The sequence below is a fragment of the Amycolatopsis sp. MtRt-6 genome (genome assembly GCF_017308975.1).
Taxonomy (GTDB): domain Bacteria; phylum Actinomycetota; class Actinomycetes; order Mycobacteriales; family Pseudonocardiaceae; genus Amycolatopsis.
The window spans coordinates 260935-281475 of record NZ_JADWPD010000004.1 but is presented as its reverse complement, the minus strand read 5'-3'; the positions used below and the strand labels follow the sequence as shown (position 1 = coordinate 281475).

The window sequence follows — 20541 nt, the reverse complement described above, 5'->3', positions numbered from 1 at the left end:
GGCCCTAGGGTTCGCATCATGAAGGTCGGCCTGCTCACCCGCGAATACCCGCCGGAGGTCTACGGCGGCGCCGGGGTCCACGTGGAGTTCCTCGCCCGGGAGTTGCGACCGCTGGTCGATCTCGACGTGCACTGCTGGGGCGCCGACCGCGCCGACGCGACCGGGCACACCGACCCGCACGGCTACCGCCAGCCCGCGTTCACGACCATGGACATCGCCGTCTCCATGGCCAACGCCCTGGAAGGCCACGACCTCGCGCACAGCCACACCTGGTACGCGAACCTGGCCGGGCACCTGGCGAAGCTGACGCACGGCATCCCGCACATCGTCACCGCGCACTCGCTGGAGCCGCTGCGACCGTGGAAAGCCGAGCAGCTCGGCGGCGGCTACCGCGTGTCGTCGTGGATCGAGCGCGAGGCCTACGAGGCCGCGGACGCGATCGTCGCGGTCAGCGGCGGGATGCGCCGGGACGTGCTCGCCGCCTACCCCGCGGTGCCGCCCGAGCGCGTGCACGTGATCCACAACGGCATCGACACCACGCTCTACCGCCCCGACCCGGGCACCGAGGCGCTGGCCAAGCACGGCGTCGACCCGAACCGGCCGTACGTGCTGTTCGTCGGCCGGATCACCCGGCAGAAGGGCGTCCCGCACCTGGTGCGGGCCGGCGCCGCGCTGGACCCCGGCGTCCAGCTCGTGCTGTGCGCCGGCGGCGCCGACACGCCCGAGCTCGACGCGGAGTTCCGCGGCCTGGTCGCCGAACTGGAGAAGACCCGCACCGGCGTCCGCTGGATCCCGGAGATGCTGCCGCGCGAGGAGGTCGTGCAGCTGCTCACCCACGCCGCGGTGTTCGCCTGCCCGTCGGTCTACGAGCCGCTCGGCATCGTGAACCTCGAGGCGATGGCGTGCGGCACGCCGGTGGTGGCCAGCGACGTCGGTGGCATCCCGGAGGTCGTCGACGCCGGCCGGACCGGGCTGCTGGTGCACTACGACGAGCAGGACCCGCAGGGGTTCGAGGCGGGCCTGGCCGCCGCACTGAACGAGGTGGTCGGCGCGGAGGACCGTGCCGCCGCGATGGGCACCGCCGGCCGCGAGCGCGCGGTCGGCGAGTTCGGCTGGAAGGCGATCGCCGAGCGGACGGTCGCCCTCTACGAGGCGTGCGGGAGGTCGCTGTGAACAGCGAATGCCATGTTCTGGGCATCGTGCTCGCGGGCGGGGAGGGCAAGCGCCTGATGCCGCTGACGGCGGACCGGGCGAAACCGGCGGTGCCCTTCGGCGGCACCCACCGGCTGATCGACTTCGTGCTGTCGAACCTGGTGCACGGCGGCATCCGGCGGCTGTGCGTGCTGACGCAGTACAAGTCGCACTCGCTCGACCGGCACATCTCGACGACGTGGCGCCTGTCGTCGCTGACCGGCGAGTACGTCACGCCGGTGCCGGCGCAGCAGCGGCTCGGCCCGCGCTGGTACCAGGGCAGCGCCGACGCCATCCACCAGAGCCTCAACCTCGTCCACGACGAAAACCCCGAGTACATCGCGGTGTTCGGCGCGGACAACATCTACCGGATGGACCCGCGGCAGATGCTGGAGGCGCACATCGCCTCCGGCGCGGGCGTCACCGTCGCCGGTATCCGGGTCCCGCGCAAGGAGGCGAGCTCGTTCGGCGTCATCCGGACCACCGACGGGCTGCTGATCGACGCCTTCATGGAGAAGCCCGCCGATCCGCCGGGGCTGCCGGACTCCCCCGACGAGGCGTACGTGTCCATGGGGAACTACATCTTCACCACGAAGGTGATGCTGGAAGCGCTTTACGCCGACGCCGAGAACGCCGCGTCACACCACGACATGGGCCGCGACATCATCCCGGCGCTGGTCAAGTCGGGTGAAGCGGCCGTCTACGACTTCAACACCAACGTCGTGCCCGGCGAAACCGAACGCGACCACGGCTACTGGCGTGACGTCGGGACCATCGACAGCTACTACGAGGCGCACACCGACCTCATCTCGACGCACCCGATCTTCAACCTCTACAACCGGCGCTGGCCGATCCTCGCCCACCCCGGCCAGCGCGCGGCGGCGAAGTTCGTCGAGGGCGGCTCGGCGAACCAGTCGATCGTCAGCAACGGCTGCATCATCTCCGGGGCCCAGGTCGTCGACTCGGTGCTCTCCCCCGACGTCATCGTCGAACAGGGCGCGGTGGTGCAGGGCTCGGTCCTGCTCGACGGCGCCCGCGTCGGCCGCGGCGCGGTGGTGCGGCGGGCCATCCTGGACAAGAACGTCGTGGTCCCGGCGGGCGCGCACATCGGCGTCGACCTGGCCCGCGACCGCGGGCACTACCACGTCAGCGAGGGCGGCATCGTCGTGCTGGGCAAGGGGGAACGCGCGATCTAGGGGCGGGTGGCCGCCGAGATCCGCTCGACGACCTGGCGGGGGTCGATCCCCCAGCGCTCGGCGAGCTCGGAGATCGAGGCTCCCGCCGCGTACTCGGCGGCGATCATGCTGTTCACGACGCCTGCCACGCCTCCTCCTCGGCCACGGGTGCTCGGGCACCCGGGATGCTACATGTTCGTCGCGGACGTCGATCAAGGTGCCGCAGGTTCGCTCACCGCCCGGATTTGTCCGGTTCCCGCGGCGGTTTCGGCGTATTCGCCTTCGCGCGCGTCGCGCTGAACACGGCGTCGAAGATCGGCGTCGGCTCACCGTCGTCGCGCTTCGGCCGTTCGTCCCCCTGGTTGCGCTTTTCCTCTCCCACGCGCCCAGTTTCTGCGACGGTCGCCGATTTCGCTGGGGCGAGGACCGAAAATCGCCCGGCCGGGGGATCACGTTTTCGCGCTTTCCCCGCGCCGAAAAACAAACACAGCGGCGCGAAGCGCCTCCATTGAGGGCGGTGGCGGGGGCATGGATGGACATTTCCCGGCGCGCATTTCCGCCGATGCCGGGAATATCCCGGCCGGTCGGCGGATTGCACCGGGCATGAAGGCAGTCGTCTACCGCCGGCACGGCGGACCCGAGGTACTGGAGCTGTCGGAGCGGGCCGCCGCGGACCCGGGACCGGGTGAGGTGCGCGTCCGGATCGTCGTCTCCGCGGTCAACCCCACGGACTGGAAAGCCCGCAGCGGCCTGCGCGCCGAGCCCGGCGCCGAGATCCCGGAAACGGTACCCAACCAGGACGGCGCGGGCGTGGTCGACGCGGTCGGCGCGGACGTCACCGGCTTCGCGCCCGGCGACCGCGTGTGGCTGATCATCGCGGGCGCGTACGGTCCCGCGTCCGGCACGGCGCAGGAGTACACGGTGCTGCCGGCGTCGAAGCTGGTCCGCCTGCCCGACGGCGCCGGTTTCGACGAGGGCGCGGGCCTGGGCATCCCGGCCCTGACCGCGCACCGGGCGCTCACCGTCGCCGAGGACGGCCCGGCCCGCCTCTCCCCCGGCGCGCTGGCGGGCCGCACGGTGCTGGTCAGCGGCGGCGCGGGTGCGGTGGGCAACGCGGCGATCCAGCTCGCCCGCTGGGCCGGCGCGACGGTGATCGCGACGGTCAGCAGCGACTCGAAGGAGGCGCTCGCCCGCGCGGCGGGCGCCCAGCACGTGCTGCGCTACCCCGACCCGGACCTCGGCTCCCGGGTCCGCGCGATCGCGCCGGACGGAGTGGACCTGGTGGTCGAGGTGGCGATGGGGGTCAACGCGAAGCTGCACACGGAGGTCCTGCGCCCCCGCGGAACGGTCGCGACGTACGGCGACGACCGGGGTACCGGGACGGTGACCCTGGACTTCGGGACGAACCTGTGGCTGAACGCCCGGTACCAGTTCCTGGTTCTGTACACGGTGGGCGAGGACAAGCTGCGCGCGGGAGCGGAGGACATCACGGCGGCGTTGGCGGACGGCGCGCTCGGCGTCGGCGAGGAGCGCGGGGTGCCGCTCCACCGGTTCGCGCTGGCGGAGACGGCGAAGGCGCACGCCGCGTCGGAGGACGGGGTGACGGGGAAGGTGCTGATCGACGTCGGTCCGGCGGACTGATCTCGCGCGGGGCGGGCGGGCCGACGCACCCAATGTGGCGTTCGGTGCGTCCAACGCACCCAATGTGGCGTTCGGTGCGTTGAGCGCAACCAACGCCACATTGGGGTGCTTGCAGACCTGAGCGACGGAAAGCCGGTCAGGACATCGCGGCGGCGGTCAGCCCCATTTCCTCCTGCAGCGCCCGCCCCTTCCGCAGGTGGCACTCCGCGTCCCGCCCCAGCGCCGCCTCGGCGACGCCCAGTCCCACCAAGGCCCGCGCCTCTTGGGCGCGGTACCCGATCCGGCGCGCGGTCGCGAGCGCCAGGCGGTACGCGGCGGACGCCGCCGCCGGGTCGCCGGTCGCCTGGGCCCCCGCTCCGCTGCTGTTGGCCGCCATCGTCAGCAGCAACGGGTGGTTGAGCCTCCCGAGGATGGCGCGTGCCCGCTCGGCCTGGGCACGGGCGTCCCGGGGACGGCCATCCGCCAGCAGGACCTCCGCGAAGTCGATCCGGCTCCACGCCTCCCCGAACGCGTAGCCCGCCTCGACCGCCGCGCGCACCGCCCGCTCCGCCGTCGACCGGGCCTCCGTCAGGCGGCCGAGGCGGGCCAGCACCAGGCCCAGCTGCGCGCTCGCCAGGATCGCGCCCCGCGCGTCGCCGATCTCCTCGCGGATCGCGCGGGCGCGGGCCGCCGACGTCAGGGCCTCCTCGTACCGGCCGAGCATCTCCTGGGCGTTGCTGAGGTTGCCCCACGCCACGCACGCGACGTCGTGACTGCTCGTCTCCCCGGCCAGCACCAGGGCCTCCCGGTAGTGCCCGACCGCGTCGGCGTACCGGCCGAGCATGCCGTGCACCGCGCCCAGCCGGGCGAGGGCCGCCGCTTCGGCCGCGCGGTCGCCCGACTCGCGGACCAGCCGCAACCGCGCTGTCGTCGTCTCGGCGGCCTCGGCCAGCCGGCCGGTCTCCCAGTGCGCCGTCGCGAGGTTCGCCAGGCCGAGCTGACGGGCGTGCGGGTCGCCCAGCCGGTCCGCGGCCCGGGCGCCCGCGCGGGCCAGCGCCGTCAGCTCGTCGCGGTGCCCCTGCTCCCGCAGCGCCGCCACCGCGCGGTCGGCGATGCGCCAGGCGTGCTCGTCGTGCCCTTCGAGCGCGGTGACGGCGACCAGGTTGGCGCGCTCGGCGACGAACGAGAACTCGCCATCGCGGTAGTGGTCCAGGAGCCGGACCACGGCCGCCGCGGCCTCGCCGGCGTCCGCCGCCTCCCGCGCGTGCTCGGCGATCAGGTCATGGAAGCCGTAACGGTGCGGCGCGGGCTGCCGGAGCAGGTGCGCGTCGAGCAGGTCCTCCAGGAGCCGCTCCGCCTCCGTGACGTCCGTGCCGTACAGGGCGGCCGCCGCGGCGGCCGCGAAGCCGCCACCCGGATGACACCCCAGCACGCGGAACATCCGCCGCTGCGGCGGCGTGAGATCGCGGTAGGACAGCGCGAACGCCGCCGCGACGTCCCGGCCGCCCGCGCGCAGCTCCCCCAGCCGTCGCCGTTCGGAGCCCAGCCGCGCCACCAGGTCGTCCACCGTCCATAGTGGACGCGCCTGCAGCCGGGCGGCGGCGATCCGCAGCGCCAGCGGCAGGTAGCCGCACAGCCGCGCGACCCCGGCGCCGGGCCGGCCACCGGCCGCGGCCGCGAACAGCGCCTCCGCGTCCGGCGGCGGCAGGACGTCGAGGGAGAGCGACAGTGCGCCGTCCACCGCGGCGAGCCGGCGCCGGCCGGTCACCAGCACCGCCACCCCCGGGCCACCGGGCAGCAGCGCCACCACCTGGCTCGCCGAACCGGCGTTGTCCAGCACGACGAGCAGGCGGCGCCCGGCCACGCGCGAGCGCCACAGCGCGGCCCGCTCGTCGAGGCCGTCCGGCTGGCGGCTCGCCGGCACGCCGGTCTGCGTCAGCAGGGCGGACAGGGCGGCTTCGGGCGGCAGCGGGTCGCGGCCCGGCGTGTGGCCGTGCAGGTCCACGAACAGCTGCCCGTCCGGGAAGTCCCCGGCGGCCCGGTGCGCGACGCGGACGGCGAACGCCGTCTTCCCGACCCCGGCCATCCCGTCGACGACCACCGGCCGCCCGGCGCGCAGCGCGTCGAGCGCGCGGGAGACGTCGGCCGCTCGACCGGTGAAGTCCGGGACGTCGTAGGGCAGGAAGCAGCGGCCGGGCGCGGGCTCGTCGTGCAGCAGCTGGTCGTACAACGCGCGCAGCGGCGCCCCCGGCGCGATCCCGAGCTCGTCGGCGAGCCGCCGCTTGGCACGCTGGTAGACGTCGATCGCGTCGGCCTGCCGCCCGGCCCGGTGCAGCGCCCGCATGAGCAGCCCGACCAGGCCTTCGCGCAGCGGGTGCGCGGCGACCAGGGCGGTCAGCTCGGCGACAGTGCCGTCGGCTCCGGCGTCGACCTCGGCGGCCAGGCACTGTTCGAGCACGGCCAGCCGGCGCTCCGCCAGCCGTTCGGCGTCCGGACGCAGCGCGGCGCTGTCGACGCCCGCGAGCGCGGGCCCGCGCCAGCAGGCCAGGGCCGCCCGGTACTCGCCGCGGGCCGCGAGGTCCTCGAACGCGTGGAGGTCGAAGGCGCCGGGCCGCAGCGCGAAGCCGGGTCCTTCGGCGGTCAGGACGCCTTCGCCGGCGCCGGCCGCGACGAGCGCGCGCCGCAGCGCCGTGGTGAGGTTGCGGACCTGGCGCACCGCGGTCGCCGGGGGTTCGCCGTCCCAGACGACGTCGACGAGCCGCGACACCGGCACGACCCGGCCGGCGTCGAGCAGCAGCGCCGCCAGGATGCGTTCCTGCCGCGGCCCCGACGGCCCGATCGGCCGCCCGCCGCCGAGCACTCGCACCGGACCCAGGACGCGGAACTCCATCACTCACCCCGCGGGCGAGGTTAGCCACCCGCGTGGCGGCGGTGGTGCGGAAGTGATGCAGCTGTGATGCGCCGGCCGGGCAGCGTCGGGGCCGGAACACGAGCCCGGCGGAGGGAACGCAGATGCGCAAGTGGGGTTACGCGGCGATGGGTGTCGCACTGGTGGCGGCGGTGCTCGGCACACCGGCCGCCGCGGCGACCGACCGGGCCGGTGGCGGGCAGCAGGAGTGCCGCCGGGCGTTCGACCACGCCGTGTGGGAGGACATGGACAGCTACAACAAGCGCGACGCCGCCCGGTACCGCGCGATCATCCACCGGGACATGGTCACCGTGGGCCGCCGGGGCAACCTCTACATCGGCTACGACGCGAACGTGAACCCGGTGCTGGAGCAGTTCAAGGTGCCCTACGAGTACTCGATGCCGTGGACGGTGACGCACACCGTCGTCGAGGGCTGCAAGATGGGCTTCGCGATCCTGGACGCGCACTACCTCGAGCCGTCGCACGGCATCGACCGCCACTACACGATCAGCCTGACGCTGGTGCGCGAGCACGGGCGGTGGCAAGTCATCAAGGACACGGTCACCGACGTCGTGCCCTGAGACGTCGTGCCGTGGGCGAGGCGGCCCGGTGGCCTGGGGGCACCGGGCCGCTCGCGCCGTCAGCCGGCCGTGCCGCGGAGGCCGCGCCGCAGCGCGTCCAGCTCGTCGGCGAACATGCGGCGGGAGACCTCCGCCGTCTCGACCATGCTCGAGCCGTGGAAGGTGCCCGGGTAGTGGCGCAGGTCGACGGGAACGCCCGCGTGCGCGAGCCGCTGCGCGTAGGCGATTCCTTCGTCACGCAGCGGGTCGAACTGGCAGGTGGTCACGAACGCCGGCGGCAGCCCGGCGAGGTCGGTGGCGCGGGCGGGTGCGGCGTAGGGCGAGACGTCCGGGCCGCCCGGTTCCGCACCGAGGTAGCTCGTCCAGCTGTGGATGGCGTTCGGGCGGTTCCAGATCGGCGTGTCGGTGTAGGCGCGCATCGACGGCGTGTCGAGCCGGTCGTCGAGTTCCGGGATGCCGAGGTACTGGAAGCAGAGCTGGGGGCCGCCGCGGTCACGGGCCAGCAGCGCCACCGCGGCGGCGAGGCCACCCCCGGCGCTCTCGCCGGCCACGCCGAGGCGGGCCGGGTCGATGCCGAGCTCGCCGGCCTTGGCGGCGGCCCAGGTCAGGGCGGCGTAGCAGTCCTCGACGGGAGCCGGGAACGGGTGTTCGGGGGCGAGCCGGTAGTCGACCGAGACGATGACGATCCCCAGCTCGTCGACCAGGCGCAGCAGGTGCGCGTCGAAGGTGTCGAGATCGCCCATGACGAACCCGCCGCCGTGGATGTAGAGCAGGCCGGGCCCGGCTTCGGTGCGGTTCGCCGGTGAGTAGACGCGCACGGGGACGTCGGGGGCATCGGAGGGGCCGGGCACGGCGGTGTCCCGGACGTCGACGGGCCGCACCGGGTCGTAGGCGGGAAGGACTTCGCTGAGCTGCGCCATCGAGGCACGCGCGGCCAGCAGGGACTCGTGGTCGGTGAGGGTCACGGCGGGCAGCATGTCCAGCCAGGGCAGCAGCTCCGGATCGATCGCGTAGGTCATGGACCGATCATCGGGTGCGGAAGGTGACGGGGGCCACCGCCACGCGGCGGGCGTTGCGGGCCGGACGCTCGCCAACCGGCGGCGGGGTTGCGGTGCTGGGCCGCCGCTCCGGCGGGCGCCGATGCGGGCCGAACCTCGCCAACCGGCGGCGGGCGCGCCTATCGTGACGGCATGAAAGGCCTGCTGCTGAGGCTGTCCGGGCTCGACGCCGATGCCGAGAACGCCGTGCGGGTGATCGGGTTCTTCGACCGCCTGATCACCGGCCGCGCCGGTCTGGACGTCTTGGTGCGCAGCACCGCGGAACTCGCCGGCTGCCCGGTCGGCGTGCACGCACCCGGGCAGGGTCTGTCGTTGCGGGCCTCGCCGGGCGAGGGCGTCCTCGGCCCGGGCGCGGCACCCGCGGGGGCGGCCACCCGGCCCCTGGAAGGCGGCGTGGTGGTGTGGGTGGCGCGGGCCGGCGCGCCCGCCCCGCTCGACGACATGCTGCTCGAACGGTTCGCGATCGCCGCCGCGATCCTGCTGGAGCACTCCGGCGTGCCGCGGCCCGAGCTCGGCGACCCGGCGCTGGTCGAGCTGGTGCTGTCCGAGGACGTCGGCACGGCCGAGCGGTCGCGTGCCCTGCACCTGCTCGGCTTCGGCCCGGCGACGCGGCTGCGTGTGCTCGCGGGCACCGGCGTCGACGCGCTCGCCGGCCGGTCGGCGCGGCTGGGCGGGGTGCGGGCCGTCCTGCTGCCGGGCGAGGTGGCGTCGCTGCCGGACGGCGCCCGCGCGGGCATCGGCCCGGACGGGCCCGCCCTCGAGGTGGCCCGGTCGTGGGCCGCGGCCCGGACGGCGCTGCGGTTCACGTCGGCGGCCGAGCCGGTGGTGTGGTGGGAACGGCTGGGCGGTCTCGCCGCGCTCGCCGGCAAGCTCGGCCCGGCGGAACTCGCGGAGCTGGCGGACGTCCGGGCGCTCGACCGCCTGGCGGCCGAGCCCCACGGCGCGGACACGCTGGCGGCGTTGGACGCGCTGTGCGCAACGGGCTCGGCCCGCAAGGCGGCCGCGGCCCTGCACCGCCACCACAGCACGATGCCGGCGCGGCTCGCGCGTGCCGAGGCGGTGCTGGGGTTCGAGGTGGATTCGCCGGCCGGCCGGTTCCGGCTGCATCTCGCCCTGGTGTTGCGACGGCTGCGGGACAACGCCGACCTCGGCTGACTGTCCCGGCTCTCCCCCGGAGGACTCGTCCGCGGCCCCTAAGCCGAAGTGCCACATTATTGTGACATTTAGCCCTAGGCAGCCGAGCAGCCTTGCAACAGGCAGCGGCGTGTGGCGGCTGGGAGGGGCGGGCGAACCGGTTGTCCGGCAGCTCGACGTGCCTCCCGCGGCCGGCTTCCGTGCCTGGACGGTCGGTTGGCGTACTCCGGCGGTCGGCTCTCGTACCCAGGCAGTCGGTTCGCGTGCCTGGACGGACGACACGCGTGACCAGGCGGACGACACGCGGGCCCGGGTGGACGACACGGGCAGGCTCAGGGTGTCTTCAAGGGCCGGCGTGATCTGCGGACCAGGTCCTCGGCCGCCGCGGGCCATTGTGGGTACCTGAACTCGAAGCCGGCGTCGCGCAATCTTCCCGGCACCACCCGGCGGCTCTTCAGCAACAACTCCGTGTCGCTGCGGAGGACGAACGCGCCGATCTCCGCCATCCACCTCGTCGCCGGCAGGCCCACCCGGACCCCCGCCGCCGCGCGGAGGTCACGCAGGAACTCGCCGTACGGCAACGGCTCCGGGGCCGCCAGGTTCACCGGCCCGCTCAGGCCGTCGTGCTCGATGAGGAACGTGATCGCGCGGATCAGGTCGTCCTCGTGGATCCACGACATGTACTGGCCGCCGCCCGCTACCGGGCCGCCCAGGCCGAGGCGCGTCAGGCGCAGGAGCATCGCCAGCGCGCCGCCCGGTTCCGGGCTCATCACCATGGCCGTGCGCAGCGCCACCTTGCGCGTGTCCGGCGTTGGCGCCACGCGTTGCTCGCGCTCCCACGCCTTGGCGATGTCGACGCTGCACGACCAGTAAGCCGGCACCTCGCGCTCGTCACCGCCGAGGATCCCGGTGGTTTCGTCGTTCGGCGCGGCGAACGTGTGCGCGTAGATCGTCGCCGTGCTCATCTGCAGCCACACCCGCGGCGGCCGGGCCGCCCGGGCGATCGCGCCGCCGACCACGCGGGCCGAGTCGACGCGCGAGTTCAGCATCTCCCGCAGGTTCGCCCGGGTGTACCGGCAGTTCACCGACCGGCCCGCCAGGTTGAGCACGACGTCGCTGCCGTCAACCTCCGCCGTCCACGCGCCCGGGCCGCGGCCGTCCCAGCGGACGTGGCGCACCCCTGGCTCCGGCCGCGCGTCGTGCCGCGTCAGGACGACGACCTCGTACCCCTGCCCGGCCAGCGCGCGGCTCAGCACTCGACCCAGATGCCCGGTGCCGCCCGGGATCACGACCTTCATGTCACCCACGCTACCCGAAGAGTTGAACACGTTCAATTATCACGAAAAGTTACCACCCCGAAGAGCACGCCGACGGGCTGCCGCGGAGGCCGCGCAACGGAGTCCGACACCGCCGGCAAGATCACGGGACGGTCACCGCCGTTCGGCCGAACGGGGCGGAAAACCCGCAGGTCACGGTCACGCATCGGAACTTTTTCGCCGTGAAACGACGTCGTCGCCGCTCGATCCCGCGCGCGTAACACCTCGAGCCTTCGCTGACAAGAGACCTCGGTCCTTCGCAGTCGGGCCGGTCGCCTGGGGAGAAGATCGCCGCGGAATTCGCACACTCTTCGTGACGGTCCACCCGGACCGGCCGGAGCGCCCGAGTCCCGCCGCGCCGGCCTTCCCGATCAACCAGCTTCCAGGAGCAGTCCATGCGCAAGATCAGCAAGCGGTCCGCGGTCGTCCTCGGTGCCGCCGGGGTCGTGGTCGTCGCCGGGGTCGCCTACGCGGCCTGGACGAGCAACGGCGCCGGCACCGGCTCGGTCACCTCGACCACTTCGCTCGACTCGTCGATCGCGCCCGCCGGCTCGGGTGACGCCCTCTATCCAGGCGGTGGCACCGACTTCACCGTCACGATCGACAACCCGAACGACTACCCCGTCGTCGTCACCGGGATCAGCGCCGGCTCCTCGAACGCGGTCGGCGACTGTGCCGCCGGCACCGTCACCAGCGCGGCCTCGACGAACCCGGCCGGCACCATCGCGGCCGGCGAAAGCGGCACCTACACCCTGCACGCGACGATGAACGCCAACGCCACCGACGCCTGCAAGAACCGGACCTTCACCCTGCCGCTCACCGCCACCCTCGCGTCGAACGCCTCCTGATCCGGCGGGAAGGACCCCGATGTCCAGGTGGCGGAGCGGTGTTCCGGCGGGCGCGCTCGCGGCCGTCGTGGTCACGTGGTTCGCGATCGGCCCCGTGCCGGTGGCGAACACCGCGAACGGCAACGGCGGCAAGCAGTTCGGCATCGCCGACGTGCCCGGCCGGGCCACCGCGCTGTTCCCCGGCTCGACCGGGACCCGGTGGGTCCGGCTGGCCAACGCCGAGAACTTCCCCATCCTCGTCCGGAGCGTGACGGCGGCCGTCGGCAAGCCCGTCGACGGCCGCGGGCGGCCGGTGCCGGCCTGCCCGGCGACCGCGGTGCGGCTCGACGCGCTCACCGCGCCGGTCACCGTGCCCGCCAAGGGCACCGCCGACGTCGCCCTCACCACCCGCATGCTGCCCGGCGCGCCCGACGCGTGCCGCTCGGTCACCTTTCCCCTGACCTACACAGGAACGGCGGTCAAGCCATGAAGAACCCGACCCTGCGCCGCGTGCTCGTGGTCACCACGGTGGTCGGCGCGACGCTGGGCGGCGGGATCGCCGTCGCGGCGTGGACCAGCTCCGGTTCGGGCGCCGCGAACGCGAAGGCGGGCACCGCCGCCGCCCCGGCGACCGGGACGGTGGCCGCCTCGGCGTTCAGCAGCGGCCTGCTCTACCCCGGCGGGCCGGCCGGGGACGCGAAGCTCCTGGTGCACAACCCCAATCCCTATCCGGTGGTGGTCACCAGGGTGGCCGCCGGGACCGGTGCGCCGACCGGTTCCGGCGGTACCGGCACCTGCACGACGACGGGCGTGACCTGGACGCCGCAGCAGCCGGCGGCCGGGAACGCCGTGCCCGCGGGCGGCAGCGCGACCCTGACGCTGCCGGGCGCGGTCTCGATGGGCACGGCCTCCGACGACGGCTGCCAGGGCGCGCTCATCACGATCCCGGTGACGGTCACCGTGGAGAGCCGGTGAGCACGCCGCGGCTGGTCTTCGCGGCCGCGATGGTCGCGGCCGCCTGGACCACGGTGATCACCGGCCTGCTCGCGGTCGGCGCGGCGCGAGCCGAGGCGGCCTGGCTGAAGTCCGGTCCGGGCACCGGGTACGCGGCGGCCGGGAAGCTGCCGGCCACCGGCTCGCCGGTCCTCGACAGCGCGAAGTGCAACAACAGCGGCCCCGGTCCCACGGCCACGCTCCACTGGAGCTACCCGGCCGCCGTCCTGTCGCCCGGGTTCGAGGTGCTCACCTCGCTCACGCCCGGCAGTCCGGCCACCAACACCAACAGCACGACCACCACGAACACCTCGATCACCGTCCCGCTGCTCAGCACCAGCAAGACCACGTACGTCAGCGTGCGCGCGGCTGCCGGTTCCTGGCGCGGACCCCGTTCTCCGGAGGTGGCCGCCTGCTGAACCCGGAACACCCCTTGAAGACCAGACAAGCAAAGGAAAGAACCATGCTGGAGAAACTGCGTGCCGCCCGCGCGAACGAGGACGGCTTCACCCTGATCGAACTGCTCATCGTCGTCGTGATCCTGGGCGTGCTCGCCGGGGTCGTCGTGTTCGCCGTGCAGGCGTTCAACAACGAGGGCAAGGCCGCCGCGTGCAACGCGGACTGGAAGAGCGTCGAGACCGCCAACGAGGCGCTTTACGCCAAGACCGGCGCCTACGCCGCCGACCCGGCGGAGCTCAAAACCAAGGGCTACCTGAAGGACGAGCCGTCGACGACCAACGGCTACACGATCACCATCGCCGCCGGTGTCGTCAAGGCCGCCGGCGCCTGCACCCACTGATCTCCCTCCGCGGGGTGGGGCGGCCCACCCCGCGGACACACCTCGCCCCGGAGGGAAACCCATGCCCACCCAGATCGGCAGCCGCGTCGACGGCCTGCTCGAGGCGCTGTGGCAGGCGCGTGGCACCGACCTGCTGCTCACCGCCGGACTGCCGCCCCAGCTGCGCGTGCACGGTGACCTCTCCGCGGTCCCCGGCCACCCCGTCCTCACCGGTGAGGACACCCGCGCCCTGCTCGGCGAGCTCCTCACCGACGACCAGGCTCTCGCCTGGCGCGCCGCCCGCGAATTCGACTTCTCCTTCGGCTGGCGCGACGAAGCCCGCGTCCGCGGGAACGCCTTCACCCAGCGCGGCGAGACCGTCGTCGCGCTGCGGATGATCCCGCGCCGGATCCCCGGCATGGCCGACCTCGGCCTGCCTCCCGTCCTCGCCGACTTCGCCCGCCGCCACCAGGGACTCGTGCTCGTCACCGGGCCGACCGGTTCCGGGAAGTCGACGACGCTCGCCGCCGTCATCGACCGGATCAACACCGAACGCGCCTGCCACATCCTCACCGTCGAGGACCCGATCGAGTACGTGCACGAACACCGCCGCTCGGCGGTCAACCAGCGCGAGGTCGGCACCGACACCGACTCCTTCCCTTCGGCGCTGCGCAGCGCGTTGCGCGAGGACCCCGACGTCTTGCTGGTCGGCGAAATGCGCGACCTCGAGTCGATTCGCTTCGCCCTCACCATCGCCGAGACCGGGCACCTCGTCTTCGCCACGCTGCACACCAACGACACCGCGCAGTCCCTCGCGCGGATGATCGACGTCTTCCCGGCCGGGCAGCAGGAGCAGGTCCGCGTGCAGCTCGCCGCCGCCCTCACCGGCATCGTCCACCAGCGGCTGATCCCGCGCATCGGTGGCGGGCTCGTCGCCGCCTTCGAAGTCCTGGTCGCCACCACCGCCGTCCGCAACCTCATCAAGGAAGGCAAGCCGCACCAGCTGCGCAACGCGCTCGTGACCGGGCGCCGCGAGGGCATGGTGACGCTGGAGCAGTCGCTGTCCGCGCTCGTCGCCGCCGGTCTGGTCACCCCGGCCGACGCCGCCGCCCGCAGCCTCCACCCGCAGGACATCGACCCGCGGCCGCTCCCCCGGAGCGTGCCGGCATGAGGCTCCGCACGCAGCCCCGCACCGTCGACCTCCGCACGGTGACCCCGGACCGCGCCGCCGCCGACCTGCTCGGCGAGGCGAAGGCCCGCGAGCTCTGCGCGATCCCGCTGACCGTCCGCGAAGACACCGTGCTGGTCGCGGTGGCCGACGCCGCCACCGCGCCCGCGCTGCAGCAGGCGCTCGGCCGCCCGGTCACCGTCGCCGTCGCCGATCGGGCCGACATCGTCGCCACCATCGGCCGCACCTACCGCGCGCTCACGGGCGTCGACCAGCAGGTCAAGGCGTTCGAGGCGCGGGACGCCGTCCGCCGTGACGCGGCCCGCGCCGAAGCGCCGGCCGCCGCGAACGACGACGCGCCGGTCGTGCACGTCGTCGCCCTCATGATCAAGCAGGCGCTGCGCGACCGGGCGTCCGACATCCACGTCGAGCCGCAGGCCGAGCGGATCCGGGTCCGCTACCGCATCGACGGCGTGCTCCACGACGTCCTCGACCTGCCCGACTCGATGGGGCCCGCGGTCACCAGCCGGATCAAGATCCTCGCCGGGATGAACATCGTCGAGCGGCGCCGCCCGCAGGACGGCCAGATCAGCACCGACGTCGAAGACCGGCCGGTGGACATCCGGGTGGCGAGCACGCCGGTCGTCGGCGGCGAGAAGGTCGTACTGCGGCTGCTCGACAAGAGCCGCCCGCTGTTCCGGCTGCCCCAGCTCGGCATGCCCGCGGAGATGGCGGCGCGTTACTCGGCGGTGCTGCAGTCGCCCTACGGCATGGTGATCTGCGCCGGGCCGACCGGCAGCGGCAAGACCACCACGCTCTACGGCTCGCTGGGCGAGCTCGACAGCAGCGAGCGCAACATCATGACCATCGAGGACCCGGTCGAGTACACCATGTCCTCGATCAACCAGATCCAGATCAACGAGCAGGCCGGCGTCACCTTCGCCGACGGCCTGAAGTCGATCCTGCGGCAGGACCCGGACGTCATCCTCGTCGGCGAAGTCCGCGACGTCGACACCGCGCGCATCGCCGTGCAGTCCGCGCTGACCGGGCACTTCGTGCTGTCGTCGCTGCACGCCACCGACGCGGCGTCGGCGCTGCACCGGCTGCTGGACATGGGGATCGAGAACTTCCTCGTGGCGTCGTCGGTCACCGCGGTGCTCGCCCAGCGGCTGGTCCGGCGGATCTGCCTGCGGTGCCGCGAGTACTACTCGCCCTCGGCCGAGGAACTGTCCTTCATGGACTCGCTCGGCGCGGACGAGCCGGAGGGCGGCTTCGTCCGCGGGGCGGGCTGCAACTTCTGCGCGCGGACCGGGTTCCTCGACCGCACCGGCGTCTACGAGCTGATGCCGGTCAGCGACGGGATCCGCACGCTGGTGCTGGAGAGCGCGCCACACCGCGAGGTGCACGAACTGGCCCGCAAGGAAGGTATGCGGACGCTGCAGGACGAAGCCCTGCGGCTGGTCGCCGAGGGTGTCACCACCCCGGCCGAGGTGCTGCGGTCGATCTACCTCACCGGAGGGGCCCGATGAACCGGTACGCCTACGTCGCCACCGGCCCGGACGGGCAGCGCACCCGCGGCGTGCAGAAGGCCGCCGACGCCGACTCCGCCGTCCTCGCGCTGTACGAACGCGAGCTGCGGGACATCGAGGTCACCGAGAAGAAGAGCGTGCTGAGCCGGGAGCTGACCGCGCCGCGGGTGAAGCGCGAGGTCGTCATGCACCTTTCGCGCCAGCTCGGCGCGTTCGTCCGGGCCGGGCTGCCGCTGATCGACGCGGTCCGGATCCTCGGCGACGAGGCCGCGAACTCCTCGGTGGCCCGGATGCTGCGCTCGGTCGAGCAGGGCCTGCGCGGCGGCGACCGGCTGTCGGACTGCATCGACCGGCACCCGAAGATCTTCCCCGAGTTCTACCGCGAGATCCTGCGCTCGGCGGAGCTCACCGGGCAGCTCGACGTCGTCCTCGACCGGCTGGCCGACTACCTCGAGCGCGACCTCGAAGCCCGGCGCAAGATCAAGGCGGCGCTGATCTACCCGGCGATGATCGCGCTGATGGCGGTCGTCACCGTCGTCGTGCTCGCCACCTTCGTGCTGCCGCGGTTCAAGGCGTTCTTCGCGAGCCTCGACGCCGAACTGCCGCTGCCGACGCGGCTGCTGCTGGCCGTCACCGACTTCCTGGGCCAGTGGTGGTGGGCGCTGCTGGCCGGGCTGCTGGCCGTGATCGCGCTGTACGCCCTCGCCGTGCGCACGCCGCGCGGCCGGTACGCCCGCGACCGCGCGCTGCTCGCCGTCCCGGCCATCGGCCCGACCGTGCGGCACGCGCTGGTCGAACGGTTCTGCCGGATCCTCTCCTCGATGGTGAGCGCCGGGGTCCCGCTGCCGGAGGCCCTGCGGGTCGCGACGGACTCCCTGCGCAACCGCGTGTTCATGCGCGCGCTCACCCGGGTCGGGTACGCGGTGCTCGCCGGCGAAGGTCTTTCGCGCCCGCTCACCGGCTCCGGGCTGTTCCCGGTGACCGCCGCGCAGATGATCCGCGTCGGCGAGGACACCGGCACCCTCGACACGCAGCTCGAGGTCACCGCCGAGTACTACGAAGGCGAGCTGGACTACCGGCTGAAGAAGCTCACCGCGCTGTTCGAGCCGGCCGTCATCGTCGTGATGGGCCTGGTCGTCGGGTTCGTCGCGGTCGCGCTCGTCTCGGCGATGTACGGGATCTTCGACCAGGTGCACGTCTGATGAACACGCCTCTGATGAACACCGACGATCGGGGCGAGAGCCTCCTCGAACTCCTGATCGCGGTGGCGATCATGGGCGTCGCGGTCGTCGCGATCGTCGGCGGGATCGGGGTGAGCGTGTTCATGTCCGACGTCCACCGCAAGCAGGCGACGGCCGGCGCCGGGGTGCGCGACTTCGGCGAGGCCGTCATGGCGGGCGGCTACTTCGAGTGCGCCGCGCCGGCGAAGTACGCCGCGCCGGCCGGGTTCACCGTGCCGCCCGGGTTCACCAGCTCCGTGACGTCGGTGCGGTACTGGACCGGCTCGGCGTGGTCGGCGACCTGCGGCACCGACACCGGGCTGCAGCAGGTGACCCTCCAGGTCGCCAGCGGCGACGGCCGGGCGAGCGAACGGCTGGCCGTCGTCGTGCGCAAGCGGTGCGGGCTCGGGGAGCCGCTGTGCTGAGCCGCCGGTCCGACGCCGGGTTCACGCTGGTCGAGCTGCTGATCGTCGTCGTCATCCTCGGCGTGGTCGCGGCCCCGATCGCCAACGCGGTGATCGTTTCGATCCAGAACACCGACGCGACGTCCGCCCGGCTGGCCGTCTCCCACGACGCCCAGCAGAGCGCGGCGTTCTTCGCCCAGGACGTCGCCGCGGTCGGCCTGCGCGACTACTCGGGAGCGGTGGCGAACGGCAAGGTCCCGTACTCGCCGTCGATCCAGCTCGATGCGGCCTACGACAGCGGCGCCCACGTCTGCGGCACGGCGTCGACGCCGGTTTCGGTCGTCCGGCTGCTGTCCGACGACTGGGACACCAGCACGCCGGCCGCGACCCGGCGCACCGCGATCGTCGCCTACTACCTGGCCGGCACCGAGCTGCACCGGTTGCGCTGCCTGGATTCCGCGACGGTGTCCGACGCGGTGGTCGCCCACCACGTCGACCCGGCCACGCCGGTGGTCACCTGTTCCAGCGCGTGCGCCGGCGCGGCCGTGCCGCTTTGGGTGAAGTTCACCTTCACGGCTGTGGCGGACCACGCCGACCCCTACCCCATCACCCTGTTCGGGCAACGGAGGCAGACATGAAGCGCCGGTGGAAGGGCGACGACGCCGGGGCCGCGCTGCCCCTGGTGCTCGTGCTGGTCACGGTGATCGCGGTGGTGCTCGGGGCCCTGCTGTCGTTCGCCGACACCAGCGTCCGCACCACGGTCGCCCTGCGCGACCAGGCCGCGTCCGCCTACACGGCCGACGGCGCGCTGCAGGCGGGGATCAACGCGATCCGCAACGGCACGTTCACCGGCGCGGCCGGCGAGCACTGCTTCGGCGGGTCCGACACGCTGACGCTGCCGGACTTCGGCGGCGCCGGCCCGGCCGCCGTGTCGTGCACCGCCGATCCGGCGAAGGTGCTGATCCAGTGCCCGTCCCTGAGTGTGTGCAACCGGCCGGGCAACGCGATCCTCACCCTCGGCACCGGCGGCGAGGACGGGCTCAACATCCAGCAGCCGACCGGCTCGGCGTTCCGCGTCCACGGCGTCGTGTACTCGAATTCGAACATCCGCGTGGTCAACGGCTCGCTCGACACGAACACCGCGGTGTACGCGCGGGATGCCTGCGCGGGCACGATCCGGAGCACGCCCGCGCCGTCGTGCGGGTACGGCGGGTCGGGCCTCGGCGCCGACCCGGGCTACGCGCCGGCGTTGACGTCCGTGCCGCCGCGGCAGCCGCTGCCGCCGTGCACCAAGGCCGGTTCGCTGGTCACCTTCCAGCCCGGGTACTACGACGACGCGGCCGGGCTGTCGGCGATGATGTCCAGCAGCAGCAAGTGCAAGGACAGCACGTGGTGGTTCACGCCCGGCACGTACTACTTCGACTTCCACAACAGCGCCGCGGTCCGGCCGCCGTCGCTGCCCGCCGGCGACGACGTCTGGACGATCGACAACGGCTTCCTGGTCGCCGGCACGCCGGTGGACGAGAGCGGGCGGGTCATCGCCAAGCCGCCGGTGCCGGCGAAGATCCCCGGCGCCTGCAGCAACCCGATCGAGGACGCGAAGGCGGTCGGCGTCCAGTTCGTCTTCGGCGGGGACAGCCGGCTGGCGGTGAAGGCCGGGCAGGCGGAGATCTGCGGCACGTACCGCGCGGACCGGCCGCCGGTCGCGCTCCACGGGCTGACCTCGGGGGCGGAGTCACCGGTGACGGCGACGCTCGGTCCGGCTTCCGTGACGGGCGATTTCACCGGCACCGCGCTGTCCACAGTGGACGGCGCCGGGGCGGCCTGGATCGCTCCCGGCAAGAGCGGGGGCAGTGCCACCCTGACCGCCACCGGCTTCGCCCCCGCGGCGGCACCGCCGGCCGGGACGATCTTGACTTCGGCGAAGGTGCGGGTGGTCCACGGCAACGACCGCGGCGCGAGCAAGGACGATCGCACGGCCCAGTTCACGCCGGCGGGCGGCGCGCCGATCCCGCTGAACCTGTCGTCCCCCAACGACGGCTCGGCCGCCACGGACGTCACCGACGTGACGAGCCAGCTGGCCCAGGCGGTGTACGACGGCACCTTCACCGGCGGCCGGCTGAGCTACGCCGTGAACCTCAAGCACGAAGGCACGGAGCTGGTGGACGCGCTCCAGCTGGAGCTCGCCTACACGCCGCCCGCCCTGCGTGCGGAGAGCGGGTGCACGCAGCTGATGTACCCGAGCGGTGCCGCGTGTGCGCTGGTCACGGCGGTGAACAACGCCGGCAATCGGTTCTACGTGCAGGGGACGACGTACGCGCCGAAGGCCGTCCTGGACATCACGCTGAACAACGCGACCGAGCCGATCTTCCGTTTCGGCGTCATCGCGCGGTCGTTGTGGGTGAAAGAGACCGGGAGCGTGACGTTCACCGGGCCGGTCATCGAGGTGCCGGACGACTCGCCCGGCTTCGTCTTCGGCGTCTACCTGTCGGCGTACGTGTGTCCGGGCGCGGGGACGTGCACGCCTTCGGGGACGCCGTCGGCCCGGGCGCGCGTGGCCTATGTGGACGGTGATCCGACGAACCCGGTGCCGGGGGCGCGTCAGGTGTCGGTGCTGAGCTGGTCGGGGAACCGGTGAC

The 20541-nt window shown here is 73.3% G+C and carries 21 protein-coding genes; 16 read left to right on the top strand and 5 right to left on the bottom strand.

The window, feature by feature from the left end; all coding sequences use genetic code 11:
• Positions 1 to 18: 18 nt before the first annotated feature.
• Complete coding sequence (glgA, locus tag I4Q55_RS09975; RefSeq protein ID WP_206786039.1) at positions 19 to 1173, top strand: glycogen synthase; 1155 nt, start codon at positions 19 to 21, stop codon at positions 1171 to 1173.
• Entirely contained in the window at positions 1170 to 2387 is a 1218-nt protein-coding gene (glgC, locus tag I4Q55_RS09970; protein WP_206786031.1) for a glucose-1-phosphate adenylyltransferase, read from the top strand. The genes glgA and glgC overlap by 4 nt, the downstream gene beginning before the upstream one ends.
• Here glgC and I4Q55_RS50145 read toward each other — a convergent pair.
• Both I4Q55_RS50145 and I4Q55_RS09965 read right to left on the bottom strand, forming a co-directional pair.
• Positions 2384 to 2515 (bottom strand): hypothetical protein, encoded by a 132-nt coding sequence (locus I4Q55_RS50145; protein WP_277991870.1) that lies wholly within the window; start codon positions 2513 to 2515, stop codon positions 2384 to 2386. The two genes, glgC and I4Q55_RS50145, sit on opposite strands and share 4 nt — an antisense overlap.
• Positions 2516 to 2598: 83 nt before the next feature.
• Positions 2599 to 2748: a hypothetical protein gene (locus tag I4Q55_RS09965; protein WP_206786022.1), complete on the bottom strand. Its 150-nt coding sequence runs from the start codon at positions 2746 to 2748 to the stop codon at positions 2599 to 2601.
• A gap of 221 nt (positions 2749 to 2969) precedes the next feature.
• Between I4Q55_RS09965 and I4Q55_RS09960 the strand changes: the two genes are divergently transcribed.
• On the top strand, positions 2970 to 4007 hold the full coding sequence (locus I4Q55_RS09960) for an NADPH:quinone reductase (protein ID WP_206786019.1): 1038 nt from the start codon (positions 2970 to 2972) through the stop codon (positions 4005 to 4007).
• 136 nt (positions 4008 to 4143) lie between these two features.
• Here the strand turns inward: I4Q55_RS09960 and I4Q55_RS09955 are convergent, their stop codons facing one another.
• Positions 4144 to 6876 carry a BTAD domain-containing putative transcriptional regulator gene (locus I4Q55_RS09955; RefSeq protein ID WP_206786017.1) on the bottom strand — a complete coding sequence of 911 codons (2733 nt, stop codon included), beginning with the start codon at positions 6874 to 6876 and terminating at the stop codon, positions 4144 to 4146.
• Between the two features lie 122 nt (positions 6877 to 6998).
• Between I4Q55_RS09955 and I4Q55_RS09950 the strand changes: the two genes are divergently transcribed.
• Positions 6999 to 7475 (top strand): hypothetical protein, encoded by a 477-nt coding sequence (locus I4Q55_RS09950; protein ID WP_206786015.1) that lies wholly within the window; start codon positions 6999 to 7001, stop codon positions 7473 to 7475.
• A gap of 59 nt (positions 7476 to 7534) precedes the next feature.
• Here the strand turns inward: I4Q55_RS09950 and I4Q55_RS09945 are convergent, their stop codons facing one another.
• Positions 7535 to 8494 (bottom strand): alpha/beta hydrolase, encoded by a 960-nt coding sequence (locus I4Q55_RS09945; RefSeq protein ID WP_206786013.1) that lies wholly within the window; start codon positions 8492 to 8494, stop codon positions 7535 to 7537.
• Positions 8495 to 8665: 171 nt separating this feature from the next.
• On the opposite strand from I4Q55_RS09945, the gene I4Q55_RS09940 reads away from it, so the two are divergent.
• Positions 8666 to 9688 carry a helix-turn-helix domain-containing protein gene (locus I4Q55_RS09940; protein WP_206786011.1) on the top strand — a complete coding sequence of 341 codons (1023 nt, stop codon included), beginning with the start codon at positions 8666 to 8668 and terminating at the stop codon, positions 9686 to 9688.
• 311 nt (positions 9689 to 9999) lie between these two features.
• Here I4Q55_RS09940 and I4Q55_RS09935 read toward each other — a convergent pair whose 3' ends face one another.
• Positions 10000 to 10965: a TIGR01777 family oxidoreductase gene (locus tag I4Q55_RS09935; RefSeq protein ID WP_206786009.1), complete on the bottom strand. Its 966-nt coding sequence runs from the start codon at positions 10963 to 10965 to the stop codon at positions 10000 to 10002.
• 413 nt (positions 10966 to 11378) lie between these two features.
• On the opposite strand from I4Q55_RS09935, the gene I4Q55_RS09930 reads away from it, so the two are divergent.
• From I4Q55_RS09930 to I4Q55_RS09880, 11 genes are all read left to right on the top strand, one after another.
• Positions 11379 to 11831 (top strand): hypothetical protein, encoded by a 453-nt coding sequence (locus I4Q55_RS09930; protein ID WP_206786007.1) that lies wholly within the window; start codon positions 11379 to 11381, stop codon positions 11829 to 11831.
• 19 nt (positions 11832 to 11850) lie between these two features.
• On the top strand, positions 11851 to 12300 hold the full coding sequence (locus I4Q55_RS09925) for a hypothetical protein (protein WP_206786005.1): 450 nt from the start codon (positions 11851 to 11853) through the stop codon (positions 12298 to 12300).
• Entirely contained in the window at positions 12297 to 12785 is a 489-nt protein-coding gene (locus I4Q55_RS09920; RefSeq protein WP_206786003.1) for a hypothetical protein, read from the top strand. The genes I4Q55_RS09925 and I4Q55_RS09920 overlap by 4 nt, the downstream gene beginning before the upstream one ends.
• Positions 12782 to 13222: a hypothetical protein gene (locus I4Q55_RS09915; protein WP_206786001.1), complete on the top strand. Its 441-nt coding sequence runs from the start codon at positions 12782 to 12784 to the stop codon at positions 13220 to 13222. Before I4Q55_RS09920 ends, I4Q55_RS09915 begins: the two co-directional genes overlap by 4 nt.
• Before the next feature lie 44 nt (positions 13223 to 13266).
• Complete coding sequence (locus I4Q55_RS09910; RefSeq protein WP_206785999.1) at positions 13267 to 13602, top strand: competence type IV pilus major pilin ComGC; 336 nt, start codon at positions 13267 to 13269, stop codon at positions 13600 to 13602.
• Between the two features lie 61 nt (positions 13603 to 13663).
• Positions 13664 to 14752 carry a type IV pilus twitching motility protein PilT gene (locus I4Q55_RS09905; RefSeq protein ID WP_206785997.1) on the top strand — a complete coding sequence of 363 codons (1089 nt, stop codon included), beginning with the start codon at positions 13664 to 13666 and terminating at the stop codon, positions 14750 to 14752.
• Positions 14749 to 16278: a GspE/PulE family protein gene (locus tag I4Q55_RS09900; RefSeq protein WP_206785995.1), complete on the top strand. Its 1530-nt coding sequence runs from the start codon at positions 14749 to 14751 to the stop codon at positions 16276 to 16278. Before I4Q55_RS09905 ends, I4Q55_RS09900 begins: the two co-directional genes overlap by 4 nt.
• Complete coding sequence (locus I4Q55_RS09895; RefSeq protein WP_206785993.1) at positions 16275 to 17480, top strand: type II secretion system F family protein; 1206 nt, start codon at positions 16275 to 16277, stop codon at positions 17478 to 17480. Before I4Q55_RS09900 ends, I4Q55_RS09895 begins: the two co-directional genes overlap by 4 nt.
• Entirely contained in the window at positions 17480 to 17923 is a 444-nt protein-coding gene (locus I4Q55_RS09890; protein WP_206785991.1) for a prepilin-type N-terminal cleavage/methylation domain-containing protein, read from the top strand. Before I4Q55_RS09895 ends, I4Q55_RS09890 begins: the two co-directional genes overlap by 1 nt.
• The gene (locus I4Q55_RS09885) at positions 17917 to 18540 is read left to right on the top strand and encodes a prepilin-type N-terminal cleavage/methylation domain-containing protein (RefSeq protein ID WP_206785989.1); all 624 of its coding nucleotides are present in this window, start codon (positions 17917 to 17919) and stop codon (positions 18538 to 18540) included. Before I4Q55_RS09890 ends, I4Q55_RS09885 begins: the two co-directional genes overlap by 7 nt.
• Positions 18537 to 20540 carry a hypothetical protein gene (locus tag I4Q55_RS09880; protein ID WP_206785987.1) on the top strand — a complete coding sequence of 668 codons (2004 nt, stop codon included), beginning with the start codon at positions 18537 to 18539 and terminating at the stop codon, positions 20538 to 20540. Before I4Q55_RS09885 ends, I4Q55_RS09880 begins: the two co-directional genes overlap by 4 nt.
• The last annotated feature ends 1 nt before the right edge of the window (position 20541 follow it).